Annotated in this window: 1 pseudogene; it reads right to left on the bottom strand. The window is 74.7% G+C overall.

Annotated elements, in window-relative coordinates:
* Positions 1-277, bottom strand: a pseudogene (locus QWY29_RS20360) (DNA-binding response regulator); the annotation flags it as partial.

Genomic DNA, 277 nt, shown 5'->3' with positions numbered 1-277 from the left:
GCCTCGCCGACCAGGTGCGCCATCGCGTCCTCCCGCGGCTCGCGGAACTGGTCGGGACGCAGCCAGAGCATGTCGCCGCGGCTCTCGCGGATCAGCGCGGTCAACAGCTCGACGGGCTGGCCGCCCGAGCTGATCTCGCCGTCGATCGGCTCGACGTCGAGGACGTCGATCGGACCGGGGCGCGCGTTGCTGCCGCTGAGGAAGGGGATCGCCTCGGCCACGGCGCTCAGGCGGGCGTGGGCGGCGGCCGCGGACTCCGCCGTCGAGGCCACCATCC

This window comes from Nocardioides abyssi (genome assembly GCF_030412915.1).
GTDB lineage: Bacteria > Actinomycetota > Actinomycetes > Propionibacteriales > Nocardioidaceae > Nocardioides > Nocardioides abyssi.
The sequence above is the reverse complement of the archived record's forward strand: the minus strand, read 5'-3'. Positions and strand labels throughout refer to the sequence as shown.